Source organism: Micromonospora vulcania, from assembly GCF_042658605.1.
Taxonomy (GTDB): domain Bacteria; phylum Actinomycetota; class Actinomycetes; order Mycobacteriales; family Micromonosporaceae; genus Micromonospora; species Micromonospora vulcania.
Genome location: NZ_JBHSQS010000018.1, coordinates 47,623 through 73,486, shown reverse-complemented (window position 1 = coordinate 73,486; position 25,864 = coordinate 47,623). Strand labels below are relative to the sequence as shown.

At 71.1% G+C, this 25,864-nt stretch carries 23 protein-coding genes; 9 read left to right on the top strand and 14 right to left on the bottom strand.

Going from position 1 to position 25,864, the window contains the following annotated elements; genetic code table 11:
• Nucleotides 1-23: 23 nt before the first annotated feature.
• From ACFQGL_RS24845 to ACFQGL_RS24805, 9 genes are all read right to left on the bottom strand, one after another.
• A complete protein-coding gene (locus ACFQGL_RS24845; protein ID WP_377514817.1) occupies nucleotides 24-1,118 on the bottom strand; it encodes a hypothetical protein in 1,095 nt (364 codons plus the stop codon).
• A complete protein-coding gene (locus ACFQGL_RS24840) occupies nucleotides 1,115-1,609 on the bottom strand; it encodes a SigE family RNA polymerase sigma factor (RefSeq protein ID WP_377514816.1) in 495 nt (164 codons plus the stop codon). The genes ACFQGL_RS24845 and ACFQGL_RS24840 overlap by 4 nt, the downstream gene beginning before the upstream one ends.
• 39 nt (nucleotides 1,610-1,648) lie before the next feature.
• Nucleotides 1,649-3,439, bottom strand: a complete 1,791-nt coding sequence (locus ACFQGL_RS24835) for a 3-hydroxyacyl-CoA dehydrogenase family protein (RefSeq protein WP_377514815.1) — start codon at nucleotides 3,437-3,439, stop codon at nucleotides 1,649-1,651.
• Nucleotides 3,440-3,586: 147 nt separating this feature from the next.
• Nucleotides 3,587-4,651 (bottom strand): alpha/beta fold hydrolase, encoded by a 1,065-nt coding sequence (locus ACFQGL_RS24830; protein ID WP_377514814.1) that lies wholly within the window; start codon nucleotides 4,649-4,651, stop codon nucleotides 3,587-3,589.
• 112 nt (nucleotides 4,652-4,763) lie between these two features.
• Complete coding sequence (locus ACFQGL_RS24825) at nucleotides 4,764-6,029, bottom strand: copper amine oxidase (protein WP_377514813.1); 1,266 nt, start codon at nucleotides 6,027-6,029, stop codon at nucleotides 4,764-4,766.
• Nucleotides 6,030-6,039: 10 nt separating this feature from the next.
• The gene (locus ACFQGL_RS24820) at nucleotides 6,040-6,888 is read right to left on the bottom strand and encodes a hypothetical protein (RefSeq protein ID WP_377514812.1); all 849 of its coding nucleotides are present in this window, start codon (nucleotides 6,886-6,888) and stop codon (nucleotides 6,040-6,042) included.
• Nucleotides 6,885-7,010 carry a hypothetical protein gene (locus ACFQGL_RS24815; protein ID WP_377514811.1) on the bottom strand — a complete coding sequence of 42 codons (126 nt, stop codon included), beginning with the start codon at nucleotides 7,008-7,010 and terminating at the stop codon, nucleotides 6,885-6,887. Before ACFQGL_RS24815 ends, ACFQGL_RS24820 begins: the two co-directional genes overlap by 4 nt.
• Before the next feature lie 28 nt (nucleotides 7,011-7,038).
• Nucleotides 7,039-10,296 (bottom strand): RHS repeat-associated core domain-containing protein, encoded by a 3,258-nt coding sequence (locus ACFQGL_RS24810; protein ID WP_377514810.1) that lies wholly within the window; start codon nucleotides 10,294-10,296, stop codon nucleotides 7,039-7,041.
• Between the two features lie 330 nt (nucleotides 10,297-10,626).
• Nucleotides 10,627-11,043, bottom strand: coding sequence for an FHA domain-containing protein (locus ACFQGL_RS24805; RefSeq protein ID WP_377514809.1), 417 nt, complete (start codon nucleotides 11,041-11,043; stop codon nucleotides 10,627-10,629).
• A gap of 254 nt (nucleotides 11,044-11,297) precedes the next feature.
• Here ACFQGL_RS24805 and ACFQGL_RS24800 point away from each other — a divergent pair, with 254 nt between their 5' ends.
• Entirely contained in the window at nucleotides 11,298-12,794 is a 1,497-nt protein-coding gene (locus ACFQGL_RS24800) for an aldehyde dehydrogenase family protein (protein WP_377514808.1), read from the top strand.
• A gap of 27 nt (nucleotides 12,795-12,821) precedes the next feature.
• Here the strand turns inward: ACFQGL_RS24800 and nucS are convergent, their stop codons facing one another.
• Nucleotides 12,822-13,481, bottom strand: coding sequence for an endonuclease NucS (gene nucS, locus ACFQGL_RS24795; protein WP_377514807.1), 660 nt, complete (start codon nucleotides 13,479-13,481; stop codon nucleotides 12,822-12,824).
• Nucleotides 13,482-13,552: 71 nt separating this feature from the next.
• Here nucS and ACFQGL_RS24790 point away from each other — a divergent pair, with 71 nt between their 5' ends.
• The 3 genes from ACFQGL_RS24790 to ACFQGL_RS24780 all read left to right on the top strand — a co-directional run bounded on the left by ACFQGL_RS24790 (nucleotide 13,553) and on the right by ACFQGL_RS24780 (nucleotide 16,320).
• On the top strand, nucleotides 13,553-14,170 hold the full coding sequence (locus ACFQGL_RS24790; RefSeq protein WP_377514806.1) for a DUF4126 domain-containing protein: 618 nt from the start codon (nucleotides 13,553-13,555) through the stop codon (nucleotides 14,168-14,170).
• 240 nt (nucleotides 14,171-14,410) lie between these two features.
• Nucleotides 14,411-15,637, top strand: a complete 1,227-nt coding sequence (locus ACFQGL_RS24785) for a sensor histidine kinase (RefSeq protein ID WP_377514805.1) — start codon at nucleotides 14,411-14,413, stop codon at nucleotides 15,635-15,637.
• Nucleotides 15,634-16,320 (top strand): response regulator, encoded by a 687-nt coding sequence (locus ACFQGL_RS24780; protein ID WP_377514803.1) that lies wholly within the window; start codon nucleotides 15,634-15,636, stop codon nucleotides 16,318-16,320. The genes ACFQGL_RS24785 and ACFQGL_RS24780 overlap by 4 nt, the downstream gene beginning before the upstream one ends.
• A gap of 93 nt (nucleotides 16,321-16,413) precedes the next feature.
• Here the strand turns inward: ACFQGL_RS24780 and ACFQGL_RS24775 are convergent, their stop codons facing one another.
• On the bottom strand, nucleotides 16,414-17,001 hold the full coding sequence (locus tag ACFQGL_RS24775) for a hypothetical protein (protein WP_377514802.1): 588 nt from the start codon (nucleotides 16,999-17,001) through the stop codon (nucleotides 16,414-16,416).
• 1,146 nt (nucleotides 17,002-18,147) lie between these two features.
• Between ACFQGL_RS24775 and ACFQGL_RS24770 the strand changes: the two genes are divergently transcribed.
• Entirely contained in the window at nucleotides 18,148-18,444 is a 297-nt protein-coding gene (locus ACFQGL_RS24770) for a DUF1540 domain-containing protein (protein WP_377514801.1), read from the top strand.
• 4 nt (nucleotides 18,445-18,448) lie between these two features.
• On the opposite strand, the gene ACFQGL_RS24765 is transcribed toward ACFQGL_RS24770, so the two are convergent.
• A complete protein-coding gene (locus ACFQGL_RS24765; RefSeq protein ID WP_377514800.1) occupies nucleotides 18,449-20,455 on the bottom strand; it encodes a protein meaA in 2,007 nt (668 codons plus the stop codon).
• 150 nt (nucleotides 20,456-20,605) lie between these two features.
• Here ACFQGL_RS24765 and ACFQGL_RS24760 point away from each other — a divergent pair, with 150 nt between their 5' ends.
• On the top strand, nucleotides 20,606-21,457 hold the full coding sequence (locus ACFQGL_RS24760; RefSeq protein ID WP_377514799.1) for an ABC transporter ATP-binding protein: 852 nt from the start codon (nucleotides 20,606-20,608) through the stop codon (nucleotides 21,455-21,457).
• Complete coding sequence (locus tag ACFQGL_RS24755; RefSeq protein WP_377514798.1) at nucleotides 21,454-22,299, top strand: ABC transporter permease; 846 nt, start codon at nucleotides 21,454-21,456, stop codon at nucleotides 22,297-22,299. The genes ACFQGL_RS24760 and ACFQGL_RS24755 overlap by 4 nt, the downstream gene beginning before the upstream one ends.
• Nucleotides 22,300-22,518: 219 nt before the next feature.
• Here the strand turns inward: ACFQGL_RS24755 and ACFQGL_RS24750 are convergent, their stop codons facing one another.
• Both ACFQGL_RS24750 and murA read right to left on the bottom strand, forming a co-directional pair.
• Nucleotides 22,519-23,367, bottom strand: coding sequence for a 3-hydroxyacyl-CoA dehydrogenase family protein (locus tag ACFQGL_RS24750; protein ID WP_377514797.1), 849 nt, complete (start codon nucleotides 23,365-23,367; stop codon nucleotides 22,519-22,521).
• Nucleotides 23,368-23,446: 79 nt separating this feature from the next.
• Entirely contained in the window at nucleotides 23,447-24,889 is a 1,443-nt protein-coding gene (gene murA, locus ACFQGL_RS24745) for a UDP-N-acetylglucosamine 1-carboxyvinyltransferase (RefSeq protein WP_377514796.1), read from the bottom strand.
• Here murA and ACFQGL_RS24740 point away from each other — a divergent pair.
• Both ACFQGL_RS24740 and ACFQGL_RS24735 read left to right on the top strand, forming a co-directional pair.
• Complete coding sequence (locus tag ACFQGL_RS24740; protein ID WP_377514794.1) at nucleotides 24,888-25,460, top strand: cob(I)yrinic acid a,c-diamide adenosyltransferase; 573 nt, start codon at nucleotides 24,888-24,890, stop codon at nucleotides 25,458-25,460. The genes murA and ACFQGL_RS24740 overlap by 2 nt on opposite strands.
• Nucleotides 25,436-25,864 carry a VOC family protein gene (locus tag ACFQGL_RS24735; protein ID WP_377514793.1) on the top strand — a complete coding sequence of 143 codons (429 nt, stop codon included), beginning with the start codon at nucleotides 25,436-25,438 and terminating at the stop codon, nucleotides 25,862-25,864. The genes ACFQGL_RS24740 and ACFQGL_RS24735 overlap by 25 nt, the downstream gene beginning before the upstream one ends.

Genomic DNA, 25,864 nt, shown 5'->3' with positions numbered 1-25,864 from the left:
GGCGGTCCGGCCGGCGGCGGCGCTCACTTCCAGTTCTGCGGCCGCGTCGGGTCCTCGATGATCCGCGCTCCCGCCAGCACGGTCGTCGCGTCCGCCTCGGTGAAGCGCGTCGTCGCGTCCGACCCGGTGACCTCGAACGGATGCGTGTCGCCGGGTCCCAGCCAGTCGTAGTTGGCGAGCACCTCGGTCCTGGGAATGCCGAGCAACTCCAGCTTGCCCGTCCCCGAGAAGAGCGCCGGCCGACCGGCGATGGTCCGGTTCCCCGCGGTACGGGTGCCGGCCCCGATCGCGAAGCGGTAGCTCACGAACATGTACTCCGACGCCGCCCGCCGAATGTTGAGATCCGAGGTGACCAGTCTCGGGTACGAGCTGACGTCGACCGAGCAGGAAGCGATCGTCGCGCCTTCGGGCACGGCGCCGAGGCGCAGCGGCACGGCGCACCAGCGGGCCTCGTTCCAGCGCAGCGCATCGACCGCCCGCTCCAACTCGGCCCGGCCGCCCTGCAGGATGACGGCACGGGCGTACAGGCCCGGCGCGGGCTGCCACGACTTGACCAGCCCACTGGCGGGACCGGTCGCCGGCTGGCTCGTGCCATCGAAGATCTCCGTCCGCGGCTTGCCCACCGCAAGCTCGACGCTGCCGAACGAGACGCTGCTGGACAGCAGCTCCACCGAAGTGGCCGCCTCGACATACACCGGTTGGCCGTCCCCTACGCTCAGCCGTACCGACTCGACGTTGGCCCTGAAGGCCGCCCAGCCCAGATAGCGGGCCTTGGCCGGGTCGAGGCCGAAGTGCAGCACCTGCGGATCGCTACCGACCAGCGTCGGTTCGGCGGCGGCTCCGGGCACACCGTCGGCGCGCGGCGGCACCGGCGTGGCCTCGCTCGGCGCGCCGGCGCTCCAGGGCAGTCGGCTGGTCAGCCCGTCGATTCCCGTCCCCGGCACCGCGACGAAGCCGAGGACACCGACCAACGCCAGCGCGGTGCCCGCGGCGACCCGGCGGTGCAGTTGCCGGCGGCGGCCCCGGGCCCGGGAGCCCCGCAACAGCCGGCCGGCGTCCACGTCCCCCTCGGCGCGCTCGCGCAGGGTCTGGACGATCCGCTCGTCGAGATCGATCACGGCCGGCTCCCGTTCATGGTCGGAGCACCGCAGCGCTCCCGGAGGTTGGCGAACGCCCGCATTGCGTGGGTGCGGACGGTGACCGGCGAGCAGTCCAGGATCTGGGCGATCGTCGCGTCGTCGAGGTCCTCGTAGTAACGCAGCACCAGCACCGCCCGCTGACGGTCGGGCAGGCTGCGGATCAACCGCCACATCTCATCCCGGTCGGCGACCTCGCCACCGAGGTCGCCGCGCTGCGGCCGGTCGGCGAAGGCGTCGGTGGCCAGTTCACGGCTGGACCGGCGACGCCACCAGGAATTGTTGGCGTTGACCAGCATCCGGCGCACGTACACGTCCGGCCGGTCGGCCCGGGAGATCCTGCGCCAGTGCACGTACGCACGCGCCAGCACGTCCTGCGTGAGGTCCTCGGCGCGGTGCTCGTCACCGGTGAGCAGCCGGGCCAGCCGGACGAGCGCCGGCCCGCGGCTGCTGACGTACTCCTCGAAGGTCACACCCTGCAGACGCCGCGGCGACCGTCGGGCGTTGACCCGTCAGCGGTGCGAGTGGTCGCGGAATCCCCGGCGGGCCTTGCGGCCCAGGTAGCCGGCGGTGACGAGGTGCTCCAACAGGGGCGCGGGAGCGAAGCCCGGCTCGCGCAACTCCAGGTACAGCTCGCGCTGGATGGCCAGCGAGACGTCCAGCCCGACCACGTCGAGCAGCTCGAACGGGCCCATTGGGTAGCCGCAGCCCAGCTTCATGGCGTGGTCGATGTCGTCGGCGGTGGAGTAGCTGGCCTCCAGCATCTTCACCGCGTCGTTGAGGTACGGGAAGAGCAGCGCGTTGACGATGAACCCGGACCGGTCGCCGCAGACCACACCGGTCTTGCCCAGCGCGGCACAGACCGCCCGGGCCGTCGCGGTGGCCTCCGGCGAGGTGCGGATGGTGCGTACCACCTCGACCAGCGGCATGATCGGCGCCGGGTTGAAGAAGTGCAGGCCCACCACGTCGGCCGGCCGGTGGGTGGCCATCGCCACGTCGATCACCGGCAGCGAGGAGGTGGTGGTGGCCAGCACCACGCCCGGCTTGCAGATCTCGTCGAGGCTGGCGAAGAGCGCCTTCTTCACGCTCAACTCCTCGACCACCGCCTCGACCACCAGGTCGACGTCGGCGAGGTGGTCGAGCGTGGCCGACCAGCTGATCCGGCCGAGCGCGGCGTCCCGGTCGGCCTCGGCGAGCTTGCCCCGGACCACGCCCTTGTTCAGTGAGGTCTTCACCGCCTCGCAGACCGTCGCGGACTTCTCCATGCCCCGGGTCACCGAGACGACCTCGTAGCCCGCCTTCGCGAAGACCTCGATGATCCCGGTGGCCATCGTCCCGGAGCCGACCACGCCGACCTTCGCGATGGCGCGCGCGCCGTCGGCGAGCGCGGCCTCCGCGGCCAGCGGCGTCGCCTCGTCCGGTACGACGACCGGCGATCCCGGCCGCTCGTAGGTGTAGAAGCCCCGCCCGGACTTGCGGCCGAGCAGCCCCGCCGTGACCATCTGCTTGAGCAGCGGCACCGGGGCGTGGCGGCGGTCCCGCCCGCCGCGCCGGTACATGGTGTCCAGGATCTCGTACGCGGTGTCCAGGCCGATCAGGTCCATCAGCGCCAGCGGGCCCATCGGCAGGCCGCAGCCGAGCTTCATGGCGGCGTCGATGTCCTCCCGGGTCGCGTAGTGCGACTCGAACATGCCGACCGCGTGGTTGAGGTAGCCGAACAGCAGTGCGTTGGCGATGAAGCCGGCCCGGTCGTTGATGGTGACGTCGACCTTGCCGAGCCGGGTGCAGAGCGCCTCCACGTCGGCGACCACCTCGGGGGCGGTGACCACGGTGCGGACCACCTCGACCAGCTTCATCACCGGTGCCGGGTTGAAGAAGTGGATGCCGATCACCTGGTTGGGCCGGGTGGTGGCGACCGAGATCTCGGTGACGCTCAGCGACGACGTGTTCGTGGCCAGGATGGCCTCCGGGTGGCAGACCCGGTCCAGCTCCGCGAAGATGCGCTGCTTGAGGTCGAGGTGCTCGGGCACCGCCTCGATCACCAGGTCGACGGAGTGCAGCGCGTCCAGACCGACGGCGAAGTGCACCCGCTCGTGCAGCGCGTCCCGGTCCGCCGCTGCGAGTTTGCCCTTGGCGACGGCCCGGTCGGTGGAGCCGGTGAGCGTGGCCCGGCCGCGCTCCAACGCCGGCTCGGAGATCTCGACCGCCACCACGTCGATGCCGTTGCGGGCGAAGACCTCGACGATGCCGGCACCCATGGTGCCCAGCCCCACCACACCCACGGTGCTGAACTCGCGCGCCACGACCGGCCTCCCCAGACACTCCGCACGACCACTGAACGGCCGCTAAGGCTATGCGCGCGAGTCTGCCACGTGACGCTCGGTTGTCGAGACGCCGTGGCATATTTCACCCACGACGTCGGCGGCTGCCCGTCTCGGCCGGGCCCACGCTCAGCGCACGGTCAGCGCCAGCAGCTCCGAGACGAACTCCGCAGGCCGCTCCAGGTGCGGGCTGTGCCCGCAGCCCGGCAGGACCACCTCGTGGTACGCGCCGCCGGCCGCCGCGTACCGCTCCAGCACCGCCCGGGTCTGGCCGACCATCGGCTGCGGCGGGCAGGCCTCGGCACCGGGCCACTCGGGCAGCACACCCAACGAGCCCAGGTACGCCAGGTCGAACAGCGAGGTGTCCGAGACGATCACGTCGGCGTCACCGCGTACCCAGGTGATCGGAGGCTTGTCCGGGACGGCCACCAGCTCGTCGGCGAGCCGGAAGAAGGTCGGCGCGAGCGCGTTGAGCACCCCGCGGTTCCCCGGTGCGGTGCCCGGCCAGTTCGCCGAGGGCGTCGCCGTGCCGGGGTAGTTGTCGTCCCCGGTGGCGGTGGAGAGCAGGCTGTCCAGCAGCAGTTCCTCGTCGGTGCCCAGCGACGCCGGTTCGGCCACATAGGTGGCTCGCAGCACGGCGCGCGGGCTGGCCGGGGCGTCGGCGCCCGGGTCGCCGGCGGCCAGTCGGGCCACGAAGTCCGGGTTCGCCGTGCCGGCGCCGGTGCCGGCGAAGTCCGGCGTGGTGGGGGTACCGGCCAGGTCACGGGTGCCCCCGAAGCCGTACGGCGAGACCGGCGCGGCGAGCAGCAGCGCGCCGACCCGGTGCGGGTGGTCGACCAGCAGCCGCATCGCCACCCCGCCGCCGAGGGAGTGCCCGACCACCACTGGTCGGGCGTCGGCCGAGCCGAAGAGCGTCGGGTCGTCCAGCAGCGCGGCCACGTCGTCGGCGAAGTCCCGCAGACCCCGGGTGGCGTCCACCGGGGCGGTCTCGCTGTCGCCGTACCCCCGCAGGTCGGGGGCGACCACCCGCAGCGTCGCCGGCAGCCGCCGGACCAGCGGCTCCCAGAACAGCGCGGACGAGCAGTTGCCGTGGATCAGCAGCACCGGTACGCCGTCCGGCGGGCCGGCCACCCGTACCCCCTGGGTGATGCCGTTCGCCGTCACGGTCCGCTGCTCGGTCTCCATCCGCGGCATGGTGCCACGCGGGCCGGCGCCGGTCCAGGTGGCCGGTGCCCACCCGGCGGCGGTGCGCGGTGTGGCCGACCGCCAGGTCCCGGCGGTCGGCCCGGCCCCTCGTGCCGGCCGGTCAGGGGCGTCCGTTGATCGTGGCGCGGGCGGTCGGCCCAATCGGATTGGTGGCGAACATGTCCCGGGGCAGCAACTGGAAACCTTGCCAGTGCACCGGCATCGGGCTCTGGTCCTCGTCCCTGGGCACATGGTGGTAGCCGACCCGGACCCAGAGCACCGGATCGGTCAGCGTCTCGCCGTTGGTGTAGTCGAGGATGGTCCGGGCCTGGCACTCCGGATCGGTGTTGAAGGTGGCGAACTTCTCGCACTCGCGATACTCGGTGAAAGTGACGTCCGGGACCGTCTCCGGGTGGGACTCGTAGCTGTCCCCACCGGTCAACGCCAGCTGGTACGACCGTTCGTGCCCATCGCCGTTGAGGCTGGTCGGGCTGACCACCCGCCACCACCGACGGTTGGCCAGGGTCGCGGTCGCCTCGGTGGCGATCGGCGTCCGGGTGGTGGCCAGGATCGCCGAGCGACGGCCCCGCTCCCCGGTCGGCGCGGTGTCGTACTGCTCCACCCGTTCGCCGCCCCGCCCGTCCAGGTCGAAGTCGACCCGCCAGAACGCGCTGTGGTGATGGCTGCTCGCGTGGTCACTCTCCCCCGCGCCCACCGGCCACCCGTCCGTCGGTCCGGAGAAGTCGTACGGGGAGAGGTCGCCCGTCGCGCCCAGACCCACCGAGATCACCCCGTCGTCACTGAGCCGGTACTCGTTGACGTACTCGTACCAGCCCACCTTGGAGTAGGTCCGCAGCACCAGATCGTCGCCCTGCTCGGAGAAGGTCTCGGCGGTCGCCTCGTCGTTGAGCCGGAACGCCGGGCCGCTGCGCTCCTCGCTCACGCAGAGCACCCGGTTGCCGGCCGGGCCGGCGCCGGTCGCCGCCGGTCGCCGCGACCCGCCCCGGCAGTCCTCGCCGGTCAGCGTCTGCATCCGGTCGCCGCCGAAGCCGTACGAGGTGATGTCGTTCCACTCGTTGGTGCCCGAGTCGTAGGGGACGTTGAGCTGGGCCATGGTGATCGAGCCGAGCACCCGGACCGCGCTGGCGGCGCCCCGCGCCCGGACCGCCACCTGCTCCAGCACCAGGCCGGTCTTCGGGTCGACGTGCCAGCAGAGCTGCCAGCGGGTGCCGTTCGGCAACGTCTCCCGTACCAGCCCGGACGTGCCGCAGTCCGGTGCCGGGTCGGCGGCCCGCCCGGCGGTCGGCGGGCCGGCCAGCAGCGTCCCGGCGGTGGCCAGCAACAGTGCGGCCGTCGCGGCGGCCGGTACGGATCGGGATGGGAACACGCTGCCTGCCTCAGCTGAGCCGGACGACCGTGCGTCCGGACAGGTCGACGACGAGATCGGTGACATCCACGAACGGGCCGTCCGGGAGCTGGGTGATGAGCTGGACGCAACGGTGTCGCCCGCAGCTCGCGGCGGCACCCTTCCCGGCCGGGGACAGGTAGGTCTGTGCGGTCACCGCGAGCTGGTCGGGAGCCGTGAGGGGCCGGCCGGCCAACTCCCGGTAGCGGGTGCGCAACCGCTCACCGAGGGGGTCGGCCAGCAGCAGGTCCAGGGCCACACGGACCTCCCGCGGCACCGTCGGCGGCTGCATCTCGGCAGCGACGTAGCTGCCCTCCAGCCGACCGGCGGTAAGGTCGACCACCTGCTTCACCAACCGATCGGTGCGGTAGTCGTAGGTGTAGAGCGCCGCCCGACGATGCCCGTCCGGCCGGCGCGCGACCAGCTCGACGGAGAGCTGTTCGCCGCCCACTGCGCCGGTGACGTCCTCGGCGCCGGCCAGCGGGCCGCCGCCGCTGTCGTCGAGGGAGCGGGCAAGGTCCAGTTCGGCCGGGGTGAGCGGGTCCCGGCCCGTGCCGCTGGCCGGTGGCGGGCCGTAAGACGGGTCCGAGACCTGCCCCGGGCCGACCGGGTCGACGGTGCCGGACGGGCCGGTCGCCCCGACGTTCGACGGCTGGGGCGAGGCCCCGGCGCCCCACGGCGCGACCGCGAAGGCGACCAGCGCGGCCGCGGTGGCCAGGCCGGCTCCCCAGCGCAGGCGGTACGCCCGTGAGGTCCACGGGTTCGGCGCGGCCGGCACGGGGGTGGTGCGGGGCCCCGGGTTACCCCGGAGCCCCGCACCCGCCGGTTCGCGGGACGTCACCGGCCCCGACGCTTGATCAGCACGAAGACGCCGACCAGCACGAACGCGATGAGAAACAGCACGATGGCCCAGGTCGGCCACTCAGTGCCGCCACCACCTCCGGTCACCGCCAACCACGGCATGACTCCTCCTTCACGGTCCCTGTTGCGGTCAGAACTGGTACTGCACACCGGCCGAGCAGGAGGCGCCGCTGGGGCTGCCGAAGCCAGCCGAGTAGTCGTCCTCGCCGGTGGAGAAGGACTCGCTGACCCCGACGCTGAACGACCCGAGACTGCATTCGGCGGTCGCACTGGCACCCTCATCGACCGTTCCGGTGCTCTCCGAGTACCCAAAGGAGCCGCCCTGACCCGCACCGAGCCCGACGACCGCCCCCGAGTCGCCCTCGTCGTCCCAGGACCAGCCGAGGCTGAGGCAGACGTAGTAGCAGAGTTCGCCGCCGATGGTCTGGGTCGCGAGACCGGCCGGGTCCACGTTGGTCACCGGGTTCGCACCCGCGTACGCGTACCGGTTGCCGTTGGCCGGGTCACCGATGAGGTTGAGTCGGTCCTGCTGGGTGAACCGGCCGGTCGCCGGGTCGTACCAGCGCTTGCCCATCTTGGTGAGGTCGTCGTGCCGGAGGCCACCTGCGTAGCCCAGCGCGTTCTCCTCGACCTCGTCGGTGCCGCCGCTGCTCTTCACCACGTTGCCGTACGGGTCGTAGGTGTAGCTGGCGGCGAGCGTCCCGTCGTGCTTGATCAGGCCGACTACCGAACCGAGGCCGTCCAGGACGTAGAACCAGTGGTGGAAGACACCGTTGGTTTTGGCGCGGAAACCCAACGGGGCGCCCGAGCCGTCCCGCTCGACGTAGTGCCGGCTGTAGGAGCTGGGCACCGTGTAGCTCTGCAGCGCCGGCTGACCGGTGCCGTCGGCCAGACCGTAGAAGTACCGGTGGTCGAAGTCCACGGTGTCCTTCCAGCCCAGCTCGACCTGGTCGGAGCCGCTGTAATCCCAGGTGATCGCCCCGCCCTTGGCGTCCTTGCCGCTGAGCAGCTGCTCGGCCGCGTTGTACGCGAACGAACGCGCGGCCGAGCCGGTCTTCTGATTACCGGCACCGTCGTAGCTGTAGCCGGAGCTGGTGATCTGGTTGGCGGCGTTGAAGGTGAGTGACTGGGTGGTCGCCCCGTCCACCTTTACCGTGCCCCGGTTGCCATTGCTGTCGTAGGTGTACTCGTAGGTCTTGCCGTCGACGTTCGTCGCCTTGGTCAGGCGGTTGCCCTGGTCGTAGGTGTAAACGCTGACCGCTCCGGAGCGGTGGTGGTCGGTCTGCCACTGGCGTAGCCCGGTGTCGTCGGCGGTGGTGGTCGAACAGGCGGCGGTGCCGACCCGCTTGGCGTAGCAGTACGAGGCGTCGTAGACGACGTACGACTGGTCGACGCCGGAGACCTTCTGCCACCGTTTGCTGGTGGTCCGGCTGAGCCGGCCCGACCGGTCGTAGGTGTTGTGGGTCTCGGCGATCGTCGGCGGCACCGGGGTGCCGGTGGTGACCGCGAGCCGGGTGTCGGTGCGCCGGCCGTTGTCGTCGTAGGAGAACGTGTACGTGGCCTTGTCGGCGACCAGTTTGGTGAGCAGGTTGCGGCTGTCGTACGTGTAGAAGCTGCTGCCGCGCTGGTCCTGCAGCTCGATGAGGTTGCCCACCGGGTCGTAGATGTACCACTGCGTGGCGTACCGCTCGATCAGCCGGTTCAGTCGGTCGAACGAGAAGTTCTGGTAGCCGCTGCCGTCCTCGCGGGCATAGAGGTTGCCGGCGCCGTCGTACTTGAACTCGACCGCGACGGTCTTGTCCGAAAAGGTGATCTTGGTGACCCGGTCGTCGTCGTCGTAGTCGAAGTGGCTGCTGCGGCCGGCGCCGTCGGTGATCGTGTGCAGCCGGCCGTACTCGTCATAGGTCAGATCGCGCTTGCCCAGCGTGGTGCCGGTTGGCGGGGTGACCGAGGCGAGCTGCTTGTCCGAGTCGTACTGGTAGGTGGTCCGGTTGGTGCCGTTGTTGGGGTCGGTGGTGGACTTCACCGTGCCGTCGGTGTTGTAGTCGACCTTCGCCTCGGCGGCGAGCGCGTTCTTGGTGGAGAGTCGGTTTCCCGCTCCGTTGTAGCTGAACGTGCTGCTGTTGTTCTGGCCGTCGGTCCCGCCGGACGCCTGGTAGTTGCCGAACGGGTTGGTCGTCGTCGCGGCGTTACCGTAGGCCACGCCGATGTCCGCCCCGGTGGCCGTGGCGGCGGCGGTCAGCGACTGACCGCCGTTGGCACCGTAGGTGTTGGTGCTGATCGCGCCCAGCGCGTCGGTCGAGCTGGCCACGTCGTGGTACGCGGTGTACGAGGTGTCCCGGGTCTTGCCCGCCGGGTCGACGGTGCGGGTGACCCGCTTGTCGGCGTTGACGGTGTACGCGGTGTGCGGCACGTCCGCCACCGCGCGGGACAGGTCCGTGTTCGCGTCCGCGACCAGCGTCTGGGTGGTCGACGGGTACGCCCAACGGGTGGTGGCGCCCACCCCCGGGTCCTTCTTCTCGTCGATGACCCGGGTCAACGAGGTCACCCGGTGCTGGCTGTCGTAGGTGATCGTGGTGACCGCGCCCGTGTCGGAGCCCTCGATGCCACTGGTGATCTTCGTGATCCGGTGCGACGAGTCGTAGCTGAAGCGGATGTCGCGCAGCGTCGGGTAGCAGATCTCGGTGAGGTTGCCGTTGCCGTCGTAGGTGTACTCGACCCGTCGGGTCAGCCCGCCGGAGGTCTGCTGGATCTTGTTCAGGTAGCCGTTCGTACCGTAGGTGACGGTCGCCTTGCGGGCGTTCGCGGTGCCCCGGTCCGACGTCACGGTGGTCAGCCGGTTCGACGCGTCGTACGCGAAGTCGGTGACGTTGCCGTTGCGGTCCTCACTACGGTCGAGCAGCCCACCGGAGGTGAAGAAGTACTTCAGCCCGGATTCGTGGTCGCTGAGCTTCCAGCCGGAGCCGTCGGTGACCAGCGTGGCCTTGAACTCCTTGGGCGTGGTGAAGCCGCTGCCGGCGGGGGTGAACCGGCCGACGACGCCATCCGGGGCGAGGTAGGTCAGCGAGCCGTCGTCGGCCTTGAGCAGCTTGACGTCGACGCCGGAGCGGGTCCGCCAGCCATAGCCGAGCGAGCCGGTGGGCGCGCCGCTGCCGGTGAACAGGCTGTTGTACGCCGACCCGAGCAGGACGTCGCCGGAGAGGCCGGGCAGGGTCAGGTCGGCCGATTGGATCAACAGGTTGCCGGAGCCGGTGTTGACGCCGACCTTCGCCCGGTCGGTGAGACCGAACGAGGTGATCGAGGCACTGTGCACCGGTCCGGTACCGACCGGAACGGAGATCGGCCCGGCGAGCTGGATCACCGGCGCGTCGGAGGTGCTGAGCACCACCCGGCCAGCGGAGCGCGGTGAGGCGGGCTGCGCGGGTGCCGAGCGGGCCGCGGCCCGCTCGGGCTGTTGCCTTTCAGGAGCGCCGGCCGCGGACGCCGCAGGTGCGGCGGCCGAGACAACGACAACGGCGCAGATCGTCGCCGTGAAACGGGCAGGAGACACCAATGCCACGAAAAACCTCCCCAGGTCCGGTGGCGGAGCGGGGAGATCTTGGCATGACCTATAGTTGCCGTAGGTCAACTGTAAGCTACATTTAAATATTTCGAACAATCAGGCAGGGCGGGGCACACGAGAAGATCACGGTGCGATATAACACCGGGCTCGCGCAGGTCAGCGGCGCGCGGTGGGCGGCGTGGCCAGTGGCAGCGGCAGCGTCGGTCGGATGTCGCGCCGCGGTGGGCCGAAGCTGAGCCCGACCGGGTCCGTGCGGGCCACCCCGGGGTCGAAGAGCCGCAGCTCGGTACGACCGAGCCGGATCACGTCGCCGTCGGAGAGCCGTTCCAGGTCGGTGATCCGACGGTCGTTGAGCCAGGTGCCGTTGGTCGAGCCGAGGTCGCGCAGCGACGGACCCTCCGGCGCCAGCCACACCTCCGCGTGTCGCCGACTCAGGTGCGGATCGTTGATGACCACGTGCCCGGTCGGTGCCCGACCGATCACCTGCGGCTCGGCCCGCAGTCGAAAGCTCGCTCCGCGCATCGGCCCACCCGCGACCGTCAACAGCGGCATCAGTTCCGGATGTTCCTCCATGGACAGTCAGCCTCCACCCCACACCGTTACTCCGCGCGTCAGCTTGCCATCAGACGGTAATCGTCAGTACCGACCGGGCGGTCAACTCCTCGTCACCTCCCGGCCATCCCCCGTTCGACGGTTCGGGCGGGCACGGCTCGACATCGTGGTGAGCGACCTCCCTGATCAACGAGCGGACAGGCCGGTACGACTCCCGGCCATCCGTCCGAATTGCGGCCCTACCGGTGAGTAATCCTCGGGTCTAGACTTCCGCCATGACGGCTGTGCATGTCCCGGGTACCCCGGTCATCGAGGCGGATCGACTGGTGTCCACCAGCCCGGCCACCGGTGCCGAGGCCGGTCGCCTCCCGGTCGCCACCGAAGCCGACGTACGGCAGGCCGTCGACCGCGCCCGCGCCGCCGGCGAGTGGTGGGCCGGGCTCGGCTTCACCGGCCGCCGCCAGCGGCTGCTGCGCTGGCGCGCCCTGCTCGCCAAGCGCATCGAGCAGCTCGCCGAGCTGGTGCACCTCGAAGGTGGCAAGCCGGTCGCCGACGCCATCGTCGAGATCGTGACCGCCATCGAGCACATCGACTGGGCCGCCCGCAACGCCGGCCGGGTGCTCGGCCCGCGCCGGGTGCGGTCCCGGCTCATCCTCGCCGAGTTCTCCGGGCACCTCGAATACCAGCCGCACGGCGTGGTCGGCGTGATCGGGCCGTGGAACTATCCGGTCTTCACCCCGGTCGGCTCCGCCGCGTACGCGCTGGCCGCCGGCAACGCCGTGGTGTTCAAGCCCAGCGAATACACGCCCGCCGCGGGCCAGTGGCTGGTGGACAGCTTCGCCGAGGTGGTGCCCGAGCACCCGGTCTTCACCGCCGTGCACGGGCTGGGCGACGTGGGTGCCGCGCTGTGCCGTTCCGGGGTCGACAAGGTGGCCTTCACCGGCTCCACCGCCACCGCCCGCAAGGTGATGGCCGCCTGCGCCGAGACACTGACCCCGGTGCTGATCGAGGGCGGCGGCAAGGACGCCATGATCGTCGACAGCGACGCCGACCTGGACGCCGCCGCCGAGGCGTGCGTCTGGGGCGGCCTGACCAACGCCGGCCAGACCTGCATCGGCATCGAGCGGGTGTACGCCGTGGACCAGGTCTTCGACGCCTTCGTCGACAAGGTGGTGACCCGGGCAGGTCGACTCACCGTCGGGCCGGACGGCGCCGACATCGGCCCGATCACCATGCCGAGCCAGCTCGACATCATCCGCCGACACATCGATGACGCGATCAGCTCCGGCGGGCGCGCCGTGCTCGGCGGCCCGACCGCCGTCCAGCCGCCGTACGTGCACCCGACCGTGCTGGTGGACGTGCCGGAGGAGTCGGCCGCCGTCCGCGAGGAGACCTTCGGGCCGACGCTGACCATCAGCCGGGTCCGCGACGCCGACGAGGCCGTGACCCGGGCCAACGCCCTGCCGTACGGCCTCGGTGGTTCGGTCTTCGGCCGACGCCGCGCGGTGGCCATCGCCCGGCGGCTGCGCTCCGGAATGGCCTCGGTCAACTCGACCCTGACCTTCGCCGGCATGTCCACCCTGCCGTTCGGTGGGGTGGGTGACTCCGGCTTCGGGCGGATCCACGGCGAGGACGGGCTGCGCGAGTTCGGTCGGGCCAAGGCGATCACGCGCCGACGGGCCCGGTCCCTGTTGCCGTCGATGACCTTCGAACGCACCCCGGCCGACATGGCCCGACTCGTCAAGGCCATCAAGGTGATGTACGGGCGGTGATCCCCGGAGCGGCCCCGGGGCGGCCGGTCAGAAGAGGGTCAGCTCGTCCTTCTCGATGCCGCGCAACTTGTCGTAGTTGACGACCACGCACCGGATGCCCCGGTCCGTGGCGAGCACCCGGGCCTGCGGCTTGATCTCCTGGGCGGCGAAGACGCCGGCGACCGGGGCGAGCAGCGGATCGCGGTTCATCAGCTCCAGATAGCGGGTGAGCTGCTCCACCCCGTCGATCTCACCGCGCCGCTTGACCTCGACGGCGACTGCACCGGAATTGGCGTCGCGACAGAGCAGGTCGACCGGGCCGATCGCCGTCATGTACTCGCGGCGCACCAGCGTGTAGCCCTCGCCCAGCGCGCCCGGGTTGGCCGCCAGCAACTCCTGAAGGTGCGCCTCCACCCCGTCCTTGCGCAGGCCAGGGTCGACGCCCAGCTCGTACGAGGTGTCCTGGAAGACCTCCTCCAGGGTGATCCGCAGCTCCTCGCCGGCCTTGTTGACGACCCGCCACACGCCGGGGGCCTCCTCCAGCCGGCACGGCGGGCTCATCCAGTTCAACGGCTTGTACGCCCGGTCGTCGGCATGGATGGACACCGACCCGTCCGCCTTCACCATCAGCAACCGAGTGGCCAGCGGCAGGTGAGCCGAGAGCCGTCCGACATAGTCCACCGAGCACTTCGCAATGACCAACCGCACCCGACGAGGGTAGCCGAGTACCGACCGGTCGCCGCCGAGCGGCACTGGCGCGTCGATGCGATGCTGAGTTCGTGCTCGAAGTGCTCACCGGTACCGGCCTCGCCGCCTCGGCGGGGCTGAACGCCTACATCCCCCTGCTCACCCTCGGGCTGCTCGCCCGCTACACCGACCTGATCGACCTGCCCAGCGGCTGGACGTGGCTCGGCAACGGCTGGGTCGTCGCCATCCTGGCCGTGCTGCTCGCCATCGAGATGGTGGCGGACAAGGTGCCGGTGGTCGACCACGTCAACGACGTGGTGCAGACCGTCGTCCGGCCCACCGCCGGTGGCCTGGCCTTCGGTGCCGGCTCGTCGTCGGAGACGGTGACGGTCAGTGACCCGGGCAGCTTCTTCTCGTCCCACCAGTGGGTGCCGGTCGTCACCGGCGTCCTGCTCGCTCTCGGCGTACACCTGCTCAAATCCGCCGCGCGGCCGGTCATCAACGCGACCACCGCCGGGTTCGGGGCCCCGGTGGCCAGCACCGCCGAGGACGCCACCAGCGTGCTGGTCTCGCTGGCGGCGATCATCCTGCCGGTGCTGGTGCTCGCGTTCCTGCTCGGCCTGGTGGCGTTCATCTTCTGGTTCGTACGCCGACGCTCCGAACGCCGCCGGGAACGCCAGGCCGCCCGCGCCGCCGGCTTCCGCGTCTGACGGTCCGCCAGCGTACGGCGGGACGGGCCTCCCCCACTGGCCCGTCCCGCCGCAGCTCGCCCGAGGCGTCCGATCGTCCCGCAAGAGATTGACGCTCGCGGAAACCTTGGCGGTACCGACGCGGGTGACGGCCGGCCACGGATCATGGTGACGACCTCGGCCGCCGTACAACCAGGGCGGTAGGGCGAAGGCCCGTCATGGTCTGACGACCTGAGCCCGGCGCTGGGTTACCGTGCGCGCATGGTCGCTCAAGCGGCACTGTGGCCCCGTTGCCTGCGGCGCCTGGTCGGTCGCCACCCGCTGCTCGTGGACGGGCTCCTGGCCACCGCGACGGTCGCCGTCGGCCTGGCGCTGGCCAGTCAGCAGCCACCGGCCGGGGTCCGCCCGATGGACCTGCGGGGATACGTCCTGACCTGCCTGCTCGGTGCGCTGCTGGTGGCGCGGCAGCGGGCACCGATGGCCGTACTGGTGCTGTATTGCGCCGTCTGGGCCGGCTACATCGGCCTCGGCTACTGGCCGGTGGTGAACAGTCCGGGCATGCTGCTGGCGCTCTATACGGTCGCCGCGAAACGCCGGGTCCGCACGGCGGTCACCGCCGTGGTGATCGCTGCCGCGGTCTGGGTGTACGCCGGCCACGACTCCCTGCTGGTCGCCGTCGTCCAGGGTGTGGCGTGGACCGCCGTGATCGCGTGGATCGGACATGGCGCCGGGCAACTGGCCGCGAGCAACCAACGGCTCGCCCGGGTCGCCCAGCAACTGGAGTACGAGCAGGAGCAGCGCGCGCGTCGTGCCGTCGTCGAGGAGCGGGTCCGCATCGCCCGGGAGCTGCACGACGTGGTGGCCCACCACATGTCGGTCATCTCGGTCCAGGCGGGGCTCGCCCGGTACGTGCTGGCCACCGACCCGCAGACCGCCCGGACCGCGCTCGGCACGGTGCTGGAGACCAGCGGCGAGGCGCTGGACGAACTGCGTCGACTGCTGTCCCTCCTGCGGCTGAACGTGGACGGCGCTGGCGAGGAGAGCGGCTCGTACGCCCCTGCGCCCGGGCTGGATCAGCTCGACGAGCTGGTCCAGCGGGTCCGGGCGGCCGGCGTACGGGTCGAGGTGACCACCACGGGCACCCCGCGATCGTTGCCGCCCGGCGCCGACCTTTGCGCCTACCGGGTGATCCAGGAAAGTCTGACCAATGTCCTCAAACACGCGCCGCTGGCGGCGGCGACCGTGGCGCTGCACTACGCCCGCGACCTGCTGACCGCCCGGATCCGGGACGACGGCACGCCGGGAGCGCCCCGGAGCGGGACCGCCGAGGGGCACGGCCTGGTCGGCATGCGGGAACGCGCACACCTCTACGGCGGCACGCTCACCGCCGGTCCACAATCGACGGGCGGCTTCGAGGTCGTCCTCACCCTGCCGATACCTGCGATGGTGGACGAGGAGCGCGCCGCCCCGGGGAGGGATCTCACGTGATCACAGTGCTCGTCGTCGACGATCAAGTACTCATCCGTGCCGGCCTCGCGGCGCTCATCAGCGCCGCCCCCGGCCTGGAGGTGGTGGGCCAGGCGGCCAACGGCCACGAGGCGGTGGCCCTGGCCGCGACGACGCGGCCGGACGTCATCCTGATGGACATCCGGATGCCGGGCCTCGACGGGGTACGGGCCACCGAGCGAATCCTCGCCGCGGCCACTGGCACACCACCCCGGATCCTCATCCTCACCACCTTCGACCTGGACGAGTACGTCTACGCCGCGCTTCGCGGCGGCGCGAGCGGCTTCCTCCTGAAGGAGACCCCGCCGCAACGGCTGCTCGCTGCCATCCAGACCGTCGCCGAGGGCGAGTTGCTGTTCGCGCCGACGGTGACCCGGCGGCTGATCGAGGCGTACACCCGCAGCGACCGGGACCCGGCCGGCCCGCCACCCGACCTGAGTCCGCTGACCGCCCGGGAGGTCGAGGTCCTGCGACTGGTCGCCAAGGGCATGACGAACGGCGAGATCGCCGACAACTTGGTACTCAGCGAGGCGACGGTCAAGACCCACATCAACCGGACCATGACCAAGCTGAACCTGTGCAGCCGCGCCCAGGCGGTCGTGGCCGCGTACGAGGCGGGACTGGTCACCCCGCAGTCGTCGACCTGCCGCCATCATCCCGGCTGACCACGGCACGGTCCGCTGGGCCTGGACATGCCGCTGGCCGGCACCCCTGGTGGGGGTGCCGGCCAGCTTTGTGTGTGGCTCTCAGTGCTGTGGTCAGCTGTTCCAGTGCTGGGCGACGAGGTCGGCGGCCTGCTGCTCCCACTGGGCGTAGGCGTCGGGGTAGGCGGAGACCTGCACGGTCTGCGCGGCCTGGGTCAGGGGCATGTCCTGCCAGCCGTCGACCTGCTTGAGGCCCTTGAGGAACGCGGTGGTGGCGTACGCGGGGTCGGTGATCTGCTCCGGCGTACCCCAACCACTGGAAGGACGCTGCTGGAACAGGCCCAGCGAGTCGTGATCGTTGGCGTCGCCGAGGTGGCCCAGGTTCTCCAGCTTGGATTCCTGCAGGCTGGTGGCAATCGAGATGACCGCGGCCCGCTCGGGCAGACCGGCCTTCTTCGTGGCCGCGATGATCGCCTTGGCGTCGTCGGTCTGCTCACCGTTCAGGGCGATCCGGGACTGCTCACCCTGGGTGCCGTGCGGGATCAGCTTGGCCGTGTCGGGCTTGTCGGCCTGCACCACGGCGACCGGCTTGGCGTCGATCGTCGGAGCGGCGGCGTGCGCAGCGATCGGACCGGCGAAGATGCCACCGGCGAACGCGAGACCAGCAACGGACAGCATGCTCTTACGAATGATCGTGGTCATGGGGGTAGCTCCTTCGGGGGTAGAGACACCCGCAACCGTTCCGGGGGACGGCACCTGCGGGTGTGAGCACCTCGTCCGGCGCATCAAGAAGGGGGAAAGTCTTAGGGTCGGCGGCCTGCGAGCGGGGGGGCTCGTGGCGCCGGGGTTCGGTCGGCGGCCTGCGAGCGGGGGCTCGTGGCGCCGGGTCCAGGTGTAACGACCGCGGGCCGGGGATCATTCCGGGGCCGGCCCATCCGCTAGCAGCCTGTCGGTCGAGGCCGAGGGCCGGGGGCGGGTCGCTTGGGGGCGGCTGGTGGTGCTGCGATCGTCAGGGTATGTAACGCCGCCCGACCGGCCCCGATTCCAGCCCACGAGTGCACCCGATCACAGGACACACCACCCCATACCGGGCATCCGGCGAGCAGGCCGCCCATCGTTCCGGGGCCAGACCGGACGGCAGGCCGACGATCCACACGAGGTCACTGACGGCGCTGTACCCGGGCAAGCGGGGACACCCCCCGACATCGCCAATCCCGTGTCGATCATGCGACCGCGACCGGTGCGCAGAAGACAAGCGCCCGACAAAAATCGCCGCAAAGCACGCGTAAATCCCCCCGGAGACCCCAGGACCCGGCGACCCCTCCCTTCCCCGCCCCCACAGCCGCGTCGATCTAGGGCATATCCTCGCTAGTTGATCTACCAAAGCAACGATATGCCCTAGATCGACGCCGCTGGTCGGGCGCGGGGGCACGACGCGGCCTGGTCGGGCGCGGGGGCACGACGCGGCCTGGTCGGGCGCGGAAGCACGACGCGGCCTGGCGGGCGCGGAGGCACGACGCGGCCTGACGGGCGCGGGGGCACGACGCGGCCTGGCGGGCCTAGCGGACAGCGAGGGATATACCTCGCAGGTATATCTATGACTCACAGGTATACCGCTCAGACGGACGGCCGCCCGTCCACGTGGGGTGAGGCCCGCCGCGCCCGGCGCAGGGATCAGGCCCGACCGCCCGGAGCCGGGCAAGGCGAGCCCCACCCCATCCACGACGCACCGCAACCCAGCACCACAACCCAGCACCGACACCCGGCCACCCGGGACAGGCTGCCGCATAGCGAGGCCAAGAGGCCGACAGAAGCCTAGGATCGGACAAAAGGCCAGAGGAGATCGGCATGACCGCAGCGTTGGAGATGCCCCGGGTCCAGGAGTGTGTGGTCGTTGCCTGCGCGTACAACAATGCCGGCGACTGCCACGCCTTCGCCATCACGATCGGCAGCATGGATCACGCGCACTGCCACACCTTCGTCGAGTCGTCGGTCCGTGGCGGCGTGGACGGCTTGACGGCGCAGGTGGGCGCCTGCCAACGGTCCGACTGCCGGCACAACGAGCGGTTGGAGTGCCACGCGCCGTCCATCCGGGTCGGCCCGGACAACGACCTCGCCGACTGCATGACCTACGACGGTCGCTGACCGATCAGGGTAGGTCGTTGGCGTGACGGATGACTGTCACCAGGTCGTCGATGATGCCGGTCAGGGCGAAGTCCTTCGGCGTGAAGACGCGGGCGACTCCCGCCGTCCGTAGCGTCTCGGCGTCGCTGGCGGGGATGATGCCGCCCACGACCACCGGCAGGTCCGCCCGACCTGCGGCGCGCAGTCCGTCGAGCACCGCCGGCACGGCGGCCAGGTGCGAGCCGGACAGCACGGAGAGGCCGACGAGGTCGACGTCCTCCTCGACGGCGGCGGCGACGATCTGTCCGGCGGTCAGCCGGATGCCCTGGTAGACGACCTCGAAGCCGGCGTCGCGGGCGCGTACCGCGATCTGCTCGGCACCGTTGGAGTGCCCGTCCAGGCCAGGCTTGCCGACCAGCAACCGCAGCCGGCCGCTGCCCAGCTCGCGGGCGGTGGCGGTGACCCGCTCGCGGACGGCCGCGAGGCCCGGATCGCCGCCCGCCCCGGTAGCGCCGGCCAGCCCGGTGGGCGCCCGGTACTCACCGAAGACCTGGCGCAGCGCGCCGGCCCACTCGCCGGTGGTCACGCCGACCCGCACGCACTCCAGGGTGGCGGGCATCAGGTTCGCGCTGGTCGCGGCGTCCGCGCGGAGCCGGGTCAGTGCCGCGTCGACCGCCGCGTCGTCCCGGTCGGCACGCCATCGGCGTACGCCCTCAGCGGCGGCCGCCTCGACCGCCGGGTCGACCTGTTCGACGGCTTCCGCTCCGGCGGCGGTCAGTGGGGAGGGCTCGGTCTCGGTGTACCGGTTGACTCCGACCACGACGTCGGCGCCGGACTCCATCCGGCGGCGACGCTCGGCCAGCGAGGCGACGAGCGCGCTCTTGAGGTAGCCGGTCTCCACGGCGGCGACCACGCCACCCAACTCCAGCACCTTGTCCAGCTCGACCCGGGCTCCGGTGACGATCTCGTCGACCAGCGCGGTCATCACGTGCGAGCCGGCGAACAGGTCCGGATATTCGAGCAGGTCCGACTCGTACGCCAGGACCTGCTGCATCCGCAGCGACCACTGCTGGTCCCAGGGCCGGGGCAGCCCCAGCGCCTCGTTCCAGGCGGGTAGCTGCACCGCCCGGGCCCGAGCGTCGCGGGACAGCGTCACGCCGAGCATCTCCAACACGATGCGTTGGATGTTGTTCTCCGGCTGGGCCTCGGTCAGGCCGAGCGAGTTGACCTGTACGCCGTAGCGGAACCGGCGCTGCTTGGCCTCGGTGACCCCGTACCGGTCGCGGGTGATCTCGTCCCAGAGCGCACCGAACGCGCGCATCTTGGCGATCTCCTCGACGAAGCGCACGCCCGCGTTGACGAAGAACGAGATCCGCTGCACCACGTCGCCCATCCGCTCGGCGGGCACCTGGCCGGAGTCACGGACCGCGTCGAGCACGGCGACCGCGGTGGCGAGCGCGAAGCCGACCTCCTGCACCGGGGTGGCCCCGGCCTCCTGGAGGTGGTACGAGCAGATGTTGACCGGGTTCCACTTCGGCATCGTGGTCAGGGTGTGCGCGATGACGTCGGCGGTGAGCCGCAGCGACGCCGCCGGCGGGAAGATGTACGTCCCCCGGGACAGGTACTCCTTGATGATGTCGTTCTGCGTCGTGCCGGCGCAGCGGGCCAGCTCGGCGTCCTGCTCCATCGCCACGGTGCCATAGAGGGCGAGCAGCCACATGGCCGGCGCGTTGATGGTCATCGAGGTGTTCGTCTCGGCGAGCGGGAGGCCGTCGAATAGCGCCCGCATGTCGCCGAGGTGAGCCACCGGCACGCCGACCCGGCCCACCTCACCGGCGGCCAACTCGTGGTCCGGGTCGTACCCGGTCTGGGTGGGCAGGTCGAAGGCGACCGACAGTCCGGTCTGCCCCTTGGCCAGGTTGCGACGGAAGAGAGCGTTGGTCGCGGCGGCCGACGAGTGGCCGGCGTAGGTGCGCATCACCCACGGGCGTTCCCGCTCCGGCAACCGCCCCGGGTATGCCTTCTCATCCATGGCCGGAGTCTAAGTTACCGTTCAGTAAAACGGGCTGTGGAAAACCACACAGGCCCATGTCGGGGACGTCGGGGTGCGAAGCACCCGCGGTGGCGCGGAGCGCCACACCCCGGGCGTCGCACCGCCCCGGCCAGGAGCACACTGGGCGGTATGGATGACGAGCTCGCGATCTCCGTCCGAGGGCTGCGCAAGGCGTACGGCGACACCGTGGCGGTGGCGGGCGTGGACCTCGACGTACGCCGCGGCGAGGTCTTCGCTCTGCTCGGCCCGAACGGCGCCGGCAAGACCACCACGGTGGAGATCCTGGAGGGCTACCGGCGTCGCGATGCCGGCGAGGTCGCCGTGCTCGGCGTGGACCCGGCCCAGCCGGACTCCGGCTGGCGGTCCCGGGTGGGCATCGTGCTCCAGGGCACCGGTGAGTTCGACGAGCTGACCGTGGCCGAGGTGGTTCGGCACTTCGCCGGCTTCTACCCGGACGCCGACGACCCGGACAAGGTGATCGAGCGGGTGGGGCTGGCCGGCAAGGCGAAGGCCCGTACGCACACCCTCTCCGGTGGGCAGAAACGCCGCCTCGACGTGGCACTGGGCATCGTCGGCCGTCCCGAACTGCTCTTCCTCGACGAGCCGACCACGGGCTTCGACCCGGAGGCCCGCCGCGAGTTCTGGGAGCTGATCCGGGATCTCGCCGTGGCCGGCACCACCATCGTCCTGACCACCCACTACCTGGACGAGGCGGAGGCGCTGGCCGACCGGGTCGGTGTGATCGCCGGTGGCCAACTGGTCGAGGTGGCCGCACCGGCCCGGCTGGGCAACCGGCAGGAGTCGCTGGCGACGGTCTCCTGGCGTACCCCCGAAGGGACGCTGGAGAGCGCGCAGAGCGCGACGCCGACGGCGCTGGTCGCCGACCTGGCCGCGCGCTACGGCGGCGAGGTTCCCGGCCTCACCGTGACCCGGCCGACCCTGGAGGACGTCTACCTCACGATGATCGGACACGCGCGATGACGACCACGACGAAGCCGGCCGCCCCGGTCACCGCGAACCCGGGCCGGCGGCCCAGCTCCGGCACGCTGGCTCTGCGCCAGGGCCGCCTGGAGATCACCCAGTTCCTGCGCAGCCGGGAGTCCGTCGTGTTCACGATGGGCTTCCCGATCATCATGATCCTGATCTTCGCGTCGATCTTCGGGGGGACGATCGGCGGCGGGGTGAAGTTCACCCAGTACTTCATCACCGGCATGATCGCGACCGGCCTGATGACGGTGAGCTTCCAGAACCTCGGCATCTGGATCCCGATCGAGCGGGACCGGGGCGTGCTCAAGCGCTACCGGGGCACGCCGATGCCGAAGTGGGTCTGGTTCGCCGGCAAGGTGATCATGGTGGTGACGATCGGCATCGTCGAGACGGCGCTGCTGCTGGCCGTGGCGGTGGCGCTGTTCGATCTCGACCTGCCGGGTACGGCCGCCAAGTGGTTCACCTTCGGCTGGGTCGCCGTGCTCGGGGTGACCGCCTGCACCCTGTGCGGCATCGCCATCTCGTCGCTGGCCCGTACCGCCCGCAGCGGCTCGGCGGTGGTGACCCCGGTCGCCCTGGTACTCCAGTTCATCTCCGGGGTGTTCTTCGTCTTCACCGATCTGCCCACCTGGATGCAGCAGGTGGCCGCGCTCTTCCCGCTCAAGTGGATGTGCCAGGGACTGCGCTCGGTCTTCCTGCCGACGAGCTTCGGCGCCCAGGAGCCGGGCGGCTCGTTCGAGCTGGGCCGGGTCGCGCTGGTGCTGGCCCTCTGGTGCGTGATCGGTCTGGTGCTCTGCCTAACCACCTTCCGCTGGACCACCAAGCGCGACGGCTAACCCCACGCCCCCGCTCCCCCCGCACCGCCCGCACCGCACCGCCCGCACCGCACCGCCCGCACCGCACCGCCCGCCGCGTCGATCTAGGGCTCGTTGTTGTTTGTTGATCTCCAACCGCAACGATTTGCCCTAGATCGACGGGGCGGGCCGGCGGGGCGGGCGGGGCGGGCGGGGCGCGCGGGCGTGGGGGCGTGGGGGTACGTGGTGCGGGCGCGGGGGTCAGTACGTGTAGAAACCCTTGCCGGATTTGCGGCCCAGGTCGCCGGCGGTGACCATTCGCTGGAGCAGCTCCGGCGGGAAGAACTTCTCGTCGGCGGTGTCGGTGTAGATGTTCTTCGAGGCGTGCAGCAGCACGTCCACGCCGGTCAGGTCGGTGGTGGCCAGCGGGCCCATGGCGTGGCCGAAGCCGAGGCGGCAGGCGGTGTCCAGGTCCTCCGCGGACACCACGCCGGACTCGACCAGCTTGACCGCCTCCACCACCAGGGCGGAGATCAGCCGGGTGGTGACGAAACCGGCGATGTCCCGGTTGACCACCACCACCGTCTTGCCGATCTCCTCGGCGAAGGCCCGCGCGGTGGCCAGCGTGGCGTCGCTGGTCTTGTAGCCCCGGACCAGCTCACAGAGCTGCATCATCGGCACCGGGGAGAAGAAGTGGGTGCCGACGACCGCCTCGGGCCGCTCGGTGACCGCGGCGATCTGGGTGACCGGGATGGCCGAGGTGTTGGTGGCGAGCACCGCATCGGACTTGCAGATCTTGTCCAGGGCGCGGAACACCTCGTGCTTGATCTCCAGTCGCTCGAAGACCGCCTCGACCACGATGTCCGCGTCCGCCGCCGCTTCCAGGTCGGTGGTCGGGGTGATCCGGGCGAGCGTCGCCTCGACCTCGGACGCCCCGATCCTGCCCTTCTCGGCGAACTTCTCCAGCGACTTCCGGATGCCGCTGAGGCCCCGGGTGGTGGCCGCGTCATCCAGGTCGCGCAGCGTCACCTGCCAGCCCGCCTGCGCCGCCACCTGGGCAATGCCGGAGCCCATCAGCCCGGCCCCGACGACCGCGAGTCGACCCGCCATCTACTTCTCCCTCGCTGCGATTGAGTGCCTGCCTGCACCCTAGTCGGCGAGCCTGAACGACGGCTAAGGCCGGTCGGCGTCAGATCTCCAGCGCTGGTTCCTCCGGGGTGGTGCCCCGCTCGACGGCGACTCCGAGCGCACGCAGGTCGGCCACGAAATCCGGGTAGCCCCGGGCGACGTGGTGCACGTGGGAGACCTCGGTGATCCCGTCCGCGCAGAGCCCGGCGATGATCAGCCCGGCCCCGGCGCGGATGTCGGTGGCCCGTACCGGCGCACCGGAGAGCCGGGGCCGGCCGCGGACCACCGCGTGGTGTCCGTCGGTCTTGATGTCCGCGCCGAGGCGGGCCATCTCGTTGGCGAACATGAACCGGCCGTCGAAGATGTTCTCGGTGATCAGCGAGGCGCCGTCGCTGACCGCGGCCAAGCCGATCGCCATCGGCAACAGGTCGGTGGCGAAGCCGGGGTACGGCAGCGTCACCACGTCCACCGCCCGGGGCCGGTCCTCCATGCGTACCCGGAAACCGTCTCCCCGGGTCTCCACCAGGCCTCCGGCCGCGACCACCTTGTCCAGCGCGACCTCCAGGAACGCCGGGTCCAGCCCGGTCACCGTCACGTCGCCGCGGGTCATCGCGGCGCCGAACGCCCAGGTGCCGGCGACGATCCGGTCCCCCACCGTGGCGTGCCGCACCGGGTGCAGCCCGGACACCCCGGTGATTCGCAGGGTGGAGGTGCCGGCACCGGAGATCCGCGCGCCCATCTGGTTGAGCATGGTGCAGATGTCGACGATCTCCGGCTCGCGGGCCGCGTTGTCGATGGTGGTGGTGCCCTGGGCGAGCACCGCCGCCATCACCAGGTTCTCGGTGGCTCCCACGCTGGGGAAGTCCAACACGATGTCCGCGCCGCGCAGCCCGTGCGGGGCTGCGGCGATGACGAACCCGTGCTCACCGGAAATGTCCGCGCCCATCCGGGTCAGCCCGGAGACGTGCATGTCCAGCCCGCGCGAGCCGATCGCGTCACCGCCCGGGTGGGCCACCCGCACGTACCCTCGGCGGGCCAGGAGCGGCCCGAGCACGCAGATCGACGCGCGCAGCCGGCGGACCAGGTCGTAGTCCGCGTCCGCGCCGGGCTGCTCGGGTACGTCGATGCTCACCGAGCGGGACCGGGCCACCCCGCCTCGGGCGACCATCGGATCGACCGGGTCGTCGGCGTCGAACTGGACGTCGCAGCCCAGCCGGCGCAGGACCTCTCCCATGATCGCGATGTCGGTGATCCGGGGAACGTTGGTGATCACGCTGCGGCCGGGGGCGAGCAGCGCGGCGGCCATCAGCTTCAACGCGGAGTTCTTGGCACCGACCACGTGCACGGTTCCGGCCAGCCTGGCGTCGCCGTTGACCCGGATGACGTCGACGTCGTTGACCGCCGGATCGCCCGCGTCGCCGGGGCCCACCACCCCCGGCCGACCGGCGGTGCTGTCCGGCCGTGCCGGGATCGTCAGGTCCGGTGTCCGTAGGCTGTGCGTCATGGCCGTCCACCTCACGCGCATCTACACCAAGGCCGGCGACGCCGGCATGACCAGGCTGAGCAACAACGAGCAGGTGCCGAAGAACGATCCGCGGATCACCGCGTACGCCGACGTCGACGAGTGCAACGCGGCGATCGGTGTCGCGCTCGCCCTGGGCCAGCTCGACGAGGAACTGCGGGCGGTGCTGGGGTCGGTGCAGAACGACCTGTTCGACGTGGGAGCCGACCTGTCCACGCCGGTCGAGCCGGAGCCGAAGTATCCGCCGCTGCGCGTGACCGAGGAGTACGTCGAGCGCCTGGAGGGCTGGTGCGACGAGTACAACGCACGCCTGAGCACGCTCGACTCCTTCATCCTCCCCGGCGGCACCGCGGGCGCGGCGCTGCTGCACGTGGCGCGGACCATCGCCCGACGTGCCGAAAGGGCGGCGTGGGCGCTGGTCAGCCACGACCCGGAACGGACCAGCCCGCTCCCGGCAAAGTATCTCAACCGGCTCTCCGATCTGCTCTTTATCCTGTCAAGAACGGCAAATCCGGCGGGTGATGTGCTATGGGTGCCGGGCGGGAAGCGCTGAACGTCGGCGCACTGCACCACGTCGAGGTCTGGGTTCCCGATCTGGCCGCCGCCACGCGTAGTTGGGGCTGGCTGCTCGGCGAGTTGGGCTGGACGCTGTTCCAGGACTGGCCGGCCGGCCGCTCCTGGCGACTCGGCCCGACGTACCTGGTGCTGGAGCAGTCACCCGCGCTCTCCGGGACGGTCCACGACCGGCTCGCCCCGGGCCTCAACCACCTGGCCTTCCACGCCGGCTCGCGGGCCGCCGTGGACCGGCTGGTCGCGGCCGCGCCGGCGTACGGGTGGACCCTGCTCTTTCCGGACCGCCACCCCCACGCCGGAGGCCCGGACACCTACAACGCCTATCTGACGGACAACCAGGGGTACGAGGCAGAACTGGTCGCTCCCCGGGAACCCCAAGGCTGA

Bases quoted from the DNA above. Each gene is read 5' to 3' on its own strand.
- ACFQGL_RS24735 (WP_377514793.1), top strand. From the start codon at position 25,436: ATGGGTGCCGGGCGGGAAGCGCTGAACGTCGGCGCACTGCACCACGTC.
- ACFQGL_RS24815 (WP_377514811.1), bottom strand. From the start codon at position 7,010: ATGCCGTGGTTGGCGGTGACCGGAGGTGGTGGCGGCACTGAGTGGCCG.
- ACFQGL_RS24760 (WP_377514799.1), top strand. From the start codon at position 20,606: ATGGATGACGAGCTCGCGATCTCCGTCCGAGGGCTGCGCAAGGCGTAC.
- ACFQGL_RS24765 (WP_377514800.1), bottom strand. From the start codon at position 20,455: ATGGATGAGAAGGCATACCCGGGGCGGTTGCCGGAGCGGGAACGCCCG.
- ACFQGL_RS24755 (WP_377514798.1), top strand. From the start codon at position 21,454: ATGACGACCACGACGAAGCCGGCCGCCCCGGTCACCGCGAACCCGGGC.
- ACFQGL_RS24775 (WP_377514802.1), bottom strand. From the start codon at position 17,001: ATGACCACGATCATTCGTAAGAGCATGCTGTCCGTTGCTGGTCTCGCG.
- ACFQGL_RS24830 (WP_377514814.1), bottom strand. From the start codon at position 4,651: ATGCCGCGGATGGAGACCGAGCAGCGGACCGTGACGGCGAACGGCATC.
- ACFQGL_RS24805 (WP_377514809.1), bottom strand. From the start codon at position 11,043: ATGGAGGAACATCCGGAACTGATGCCGCTGTTGACGGTCGCGGGTGGG.
- ACFQGL_RS24740 (WP_377514794.1), top strand. From the start codon at position 24,888: ATGGCCGTCCACCTCACGCGCATCTACACCAAGGCCGGCGACGCCGGC.
- ACFQGL_RS24785 (WP_377514805.1), top strand. From the start codon at position 14,411: ATGGTCGCTCAAGCGGCACTGTGGCCCCGTTGCCTGCGGCGCCTGGTC.
- ACFQGL_RS24800 (WP_377514808.1), top strand. From the start codon at position 11,298: ATGACGGCTGTGCATGTCCCGGGTACCCCGGTCATCGAGGCGGATCGA.
- ACFQGL_RS24770 (WP_377514801.1), top strand. From the start codon at position 18,148: ATGACCGCAGCGTTGGAGATGCCCCGGGTCCAGGAGTGTGTGGTCGTT.
- ACFQGL_RS24750 (WP_377514797.1), bottom strand. From the start codon at position 23,367: ATGGCGGGTCGACTCGCGGTCGTCGGGGCCGGGCTGATGGGCTCCGGC.
- murA (WP_377514796.1), bottom strand. From the start codon at position 24,889: ATGACGCACAGCCTACGGACACCGGACCTGACGATCCCGGCACGGCCG.